This is a genomic window from Rhodoblastus sp., from assembly GCF_052145335.1.
In the GTDB taxonomy this organism is placed as follows: domain Bacteria; phylum Pseudomonadota; class Alphaproteobacteria; order Rhizobiales; family Beijerinckiaceae; genus Rhodoblastus.
The window spans coordinates 1-4850 of sequence record NZ_JBKQOU010000148.1 but is presented as its reverse complement, the minus strand read 5'-3'; the positions used below and the strand labels follow the sequence as shown (position 1 = coordinate 4850).

The window sequence follows — 4850 nt, the reverse complement described above, 5'->3', positions numbered from 1 at the left end:
CGTTCACGCGTTGATGATCTGAAGCTGCGTGAATTCGACGAGGCCTTCTTCGGCGAATTCCACGCCGATGCCGGACTGCTTGGCGCCGCCAAAGGGGACGTTGGGGGCGAGGTCGAGGTGCTTGTTGATCCAGACGGTGCCCGCTTCGATCCGGCGGGCGATGGCGTGAGCGCGATCTCGGTCGGATGACCAAACGGAAGCGCCGAGACCATAATCCGTGCCATTGGCCTGGCGAATGACATCATCCATGTCGGAATATTTGATCACCGGAAGCACAGGTCCGAACTGTTCTTCGTCGACGAGCCTGGAGCCCTCCGCGATGTCGCGCACGATGGTCGGCTGGATGAAATAACCGGGGCGATCGATCGGCTGGCCGCCGGCGATGACGGTTCCGTGCTTGTGCGCGTCGTCGAGGAATTCCTTCACCTTCTCGAACTGCATCTTGTTTTGCAGCGGGCCAAGCCTGGCGCCCTGTTTCATCCCGTCATCGACCACGGCGTTCCTGGCGATGACAGCGAGCTCCTCGCACATCTCGTCATAGATCGATTCATGGACATAGAGCCGCTTGAGCGCCAGGCACACCTGGCCATTATTCATGAAGGCGCCGTCGAAGATGGCCTGCGCGATTTTTTTGGGATCGGCGTCGTCCAGCACGATGCCGGCGTCGTTTCCGCCAAGTTCGAGCGTCAGCCGCTTCAGGGTTTCGGCGGCGCCCGCCATCACCTTCCTGCCGGTCGCGGTCGACCCGGTGAAGGTGATCTTCCGAATGTCCGGATGAAGGGTCAGCGCCTCGCCGAGGTCGTTGGCGTCGGTGATCACATTGAGCACGCCAGGGGGCAGAATGTCCGCGACGAGTTCAGCGAAGCGGAGCGTGGTGAGCGGCGTCGTCGGTGACGGCTTAAGGACGATTGTGTTGCCGGCGATCAAGGCCGGCGGCAGTTTGAAGGCGGCAATGAGCAGCGGAAAGTTCCAGGGGATGATCGCGCCGATCACGCCGAGCGGGCGGCGGTGCGCTTCGACCTTGCGCGTCTCGCTGTCTTCAATCACCCGCATCGAAAGATCGAGCGACCCCAGGTAGCGAAAAAATCCGGCCGCGCCCATGACTTCCCAGGTCGCCTCCGCCAGCGGCTTGCCCTGTTCGCTGGTCAGCAAACGGGAAAGTTCTTCGGCGTTGGCCTCGATGACTTCAGCCATTTTGATTACAGCGGCGCGCCGCTCGGCGATCGGGCGCGCCGCCCAGGCCGGGAACGCCGCTTTGGCGGCGGCGACGGCCTCATTGAGTTGCCGGAGGGATGCGCGCGGACAATCTGCGAACACCTCCTCGTTGGCGGGATTGAGGACAGGCATTTGCGAGTCGCCCTGGACGAGTCGGCCGTTGATGAGAAGATGGAAAGGTTTCATGGTTTTTTCCTGATGTCGCCGAACGTGGAATAAAGGTTTGACTGTTTTTGGCGCGTGTTTGCGCCATCGCGTTTGACGGAGCGGTTCACTGAGAGAATTCTCTCGTTCGGCGGAGGCGATCCCTGTGCCGTTCCGCGGCGGGCGCGAACCAGCCGGTGACGACCGGCGTCGGTTCGAGCGCGAAGGCGCCGTCGCCGATCAGCGCCTGCGCCGCGAGGGCGAGAAGCCACAAGGCGGGGAATTCCCAGCCGCCGTTGGGATTGCTGAAGAAGAAGCCATCCGAGCCGTGAGCGTTTACGATCGCGCCTAGCAGGACGGGGATCAGCGTCAGGGCGATAAGGCGCGGCATGAAGCCGAGGATCAACGCGAACGCCCCAAAGATTTCCCAGGCAACCGAGACATAGGCGAGCCAGCCGGGGGTGGAAGCCTCGGCGGCTCCGGCGGGCGCGAACGCGGAAATCTCCAGGCCGACGTGGGCCAGAAAGAGACTGCCGAGGCCGACACGCAGAAGCAGCGCGGCGTAAGTAGCTGTGCGAGCGTCGATGATTTTTTTTATCCTCCCGATACTTGTTTTTGGTCAGCGTTTCAGTCGCTCAGCGATGTGTTCCGCCGGGGAATTTCTGTTGCGGGCGGATGGCGCCGATTGCATTGGCGTTCGGCGTCAAGCCGCGGCGACAGTCGGCGTCATCGCGTTCCGCGATGCGCGTCTGGTCCGCACTCGCCATCCAGGCGGCTTTCGTCGCGCGCGGACAGGCTTCGGCGGCGCCGCTTGCGCCGATGGTCGCGGCGAGGATCAGAAGGGCGGCGATCTTGCGTGAAAGGATCTGTTTCATGGTCTTCCTCCTTGGTCGCCTCGTGCTTTTTCGCCCGGGCTTTTGCCCGCCTTTTTTGGCGGGATGGGGACGACCTCGCGTTGCGGCTCAACGAGCAAAAGCCCGGCCGGTCGTGATCGTCGGTCATGCGCAGTTTTTAGTGGCGACCGCTGTTGCGATTATCGGCAATTGGAGCGGCGGCTGAAGCAACCGCGCGACTTCGCGGCGTCGCGGGGAAGGAGCGCGGCCAAAGGCTCCGCGCCGGCAAAGCTTGTATATCGCCGGCGCGAAACAGGGTCGTAAAATCAGAACTGCCAGTGGATTTTGGCGCCGAAGAGGTGGATGGGACCCCGCTCCGTGTTGAACGCGGGGTTGGCCACGTATTGGTAGTCGAAATTCAGATTGACCGAAGCGGTCATCTGGTAATTGTAATAGGTTTCGAAGATCTTTTCCGGCGCCGCGTGCGGGAGCGCGCCGTCCCAGGCCTCCAGGTCATTGCCGCCCGCGTTGAGGTAAGCGATCTCCGCTTTCGAGGCGTCGCCCGTGACGCCGGCGATGCCCCATGTATCCTGTGGACGACCCCATCGATTGCCTTGAATCGAGACGCCGACCGAAGCGGAGTGGAATAGTTCGCAGGCCTCGTAAGGCTCGTAGCGCGGATCCATCCAGCCAGCGCGCGCGAAGACGCCGAGTTCGGAATTGACCTGCTGCTCGATGTTGAGGGTGACGCCGGTCTTGCTCTGGTAACGGCGCACTTCATTGAGGGCCGGCGTCATATTATTGGCGATGCCCCAGTTTATGGCGTTGTTATAAGAGGCCATCGGGCCGTGGTCGATGTAGCCCAGCACCTTGACCTTGCCGGGCTGGCCCCACAGGTCATGACGCTCTTCGAGTTCGGTCACGAACATGTAGTTGCGGAAATTCGGATCGTTGCCGTAACCGAGCGGACTGAAGGCGGTTTCCGGATATTGCGACATATCGAACATGCCGGTGCGGATCGCGAAGCGATTGAAATAATATTCCGCCGCCCCGCCGAAGGAGTAACTCCAGGCGTCGGTGGCGAAGTCCAATGTCGTATTGAAAGTATTGCCCCAGTTCCAGAACTGGGTCTTCGGGCTGTTGGCGTAGCGGTTGGTGTCGAAAATATCGATCACCGAAAAGCGGCCGGCGGTCAGCACGAGGCGATCGGCGGTGGTTGTCTGGGCGAAGTGCGTCAGATCGGAATCGATATTTTCAGCCGCGCCGCCGAGACTGATGGTGTCGCGGACGAAGAGGCGCTGGATTCGGGAATATGGTTCGGCCTGCCCGATCTTGTAGGCTTCGTTATTCACGTAGTTGACGACGCCGGTGGTGCCGCCGAGGCCGGAGCCCTCGTTGATTTCCGGATTGAACCAGAGTTCGAGGCCAGGCAAGAAACGATAGCCGACAAAAATGTCGACATCGTTGACTTCGCTGCCCTGCCCCCCCGGCGGCAGGCTCTTGGGACCGGAGAAGGCGGCGGAGAAGGGGGGATAGCCCTGCCAGGTGGCGGTCGCCTGGGCGTGGAAGGCCAGCTTTTCGGGGTCGAACAAGCCCAAACCCGGAGCCGCGGCGCCATCGCCGAACTGATAGTTCACGCCAAGCCGCACCGCATTGGTGGACAGGGTTGAGGTGAAGCGCTCGCCGTTCTGCGGGAAGTCGATGGTGTGCGGGCCAAAGTCCGAATAAAGATATTCGAGGCGGGCGGTCCAGTGAGGGATGAGCGGAACTTCGACGCCGGCGCCGACGGCCCAGCCGAGACGCGCGCTATTGGAGAAGTCATACAGGCCGCTCGCGTTGTTCGTCAGCGAGAATTTTTCGAAATTCCAGGCGAGGCCGCCCGTGGCGTAGAACAGCCAAATGCCGGGCGCATAGCCGATGCGCACGCGCGCCGTGCCGGAATCCCAGCCATTTTCAATATAGGTCGCCGAGCCATTCAAAACCTGGGCGGAGCCGCCGATCGAGAGCCCCTTGGTGCTGACGAAGGAATTGGCGCTGCCATCGACTTCGACGCCGACGAGGAAGCGATTGCCGAGGAGCTGGTTATAGCCCAACTGCAAACCGCCATACCAGCTGCCGGTGCCGAAGGCCGGGTCATAGGCCTGCTCAACGGAAAACCCGCCCGAGCCCGTCGGAACGCCGGCCTCATTGGTCGAGTTGAAGCCCGCGTGGCCACCGACGAAGCCGAGATGGCCGCCGACATAGAAGCCGGTCCAGTCATAGTCGCCTTGCGCCGAGGGCGCCGACTTGACGCTGGGCAAATCGGCCGCAAAAGCCGCGCTCGCAAAAATCTGGCCGACGAAAAGCACGCCCGCCGCGGCACTGAAAGCCATTACGCCCCTCCGACTGGAGGCCATCGCTTTCCGTTCGGCCGGCTGGGCGGCCCGCACTCCGCGCGCCGCGATCAATAATGCCAGCATTGATGTTTGCATGCCCCTGGATCTCCCCGATCGCGGCTCGTATTCACGTTATGGCTCGGCGCGGCGACTCACTGCGACTCGGCGAATCAATATTATGCAAGTTAATTGTGCAATTTGCGCGTCCCGGTGTCCACCGGCCGGCTGGCCAGCCGGACTGCGGCTACGTTATGCGTTCCGGTCTGGCCGGGGCCAGCCTGTT

General features: G+C 62.1%; 4 protein-coding genes. All 4 read right to left on the bottom strand.

Annotated features, from left to right (window positions below; all coding sequences use genetic code 11):
* Positions 1-3: 3 nt before the first annotated feature.
* The 4 genes from ACLP2E_RS10320 to ACLP2E_RS10305 all read right to left on the bottom strand — a co-directional run bounded on the left by ACLP2E_RS10320 (position 4) and on the right by ACLP2E_RS10305 (position 4564).
* Positions 4-1401 carry an aldehyde dehydrogenase family protein gene (locus ACLP2E_RS10320; RefSeq protein ID WP_442465857.1) on the bottom strand — a complete coding sequence of 466 codons (1398 nt, stop codon included), beginning with the start codon at positions 1399-1401 and terminating at the stop codon, positions 4-6.
* 85 nt (positions 1402-1486) lie between these two features.
* Positions 1487-1909, bottom strand: a complete 423-nt coding sequence (locus tag ACLP2E_RS10315; RefSeq protein ID WP_442465858.1) for a DoxX family protein — start codon at positions 1907-1909, stop codon at positions 1487-1489.
* A gap of 85 nt (positions 1910-1994) precedes the next feature.
* On the bottom strand, positions 1995-2234 hold the full coding sequence (locus ACLP2E_RS10310; protein ID WP_442465856.1) for a hypothetical protein: 240 nt from the start codon (positions 2232-2234) through the stop codon (positions 1995-1997).
* A gap of 284 nt (positions 2235-2518) precedes the next feature.
* Positions 2519-4564 carry a carbohydrate porin gene (locus ACLP2E_RS10305; protein WP_442465855.1) on the bottom strand — a complete coding sequence of 682 codons (2046 nt, stop codon included), beginning with the start codon at positions 4562-4564 and terminating at the stop codon, positions 2519-2521.
* Positions 4565-4850 lie beyond the last annotated feature (286 nt).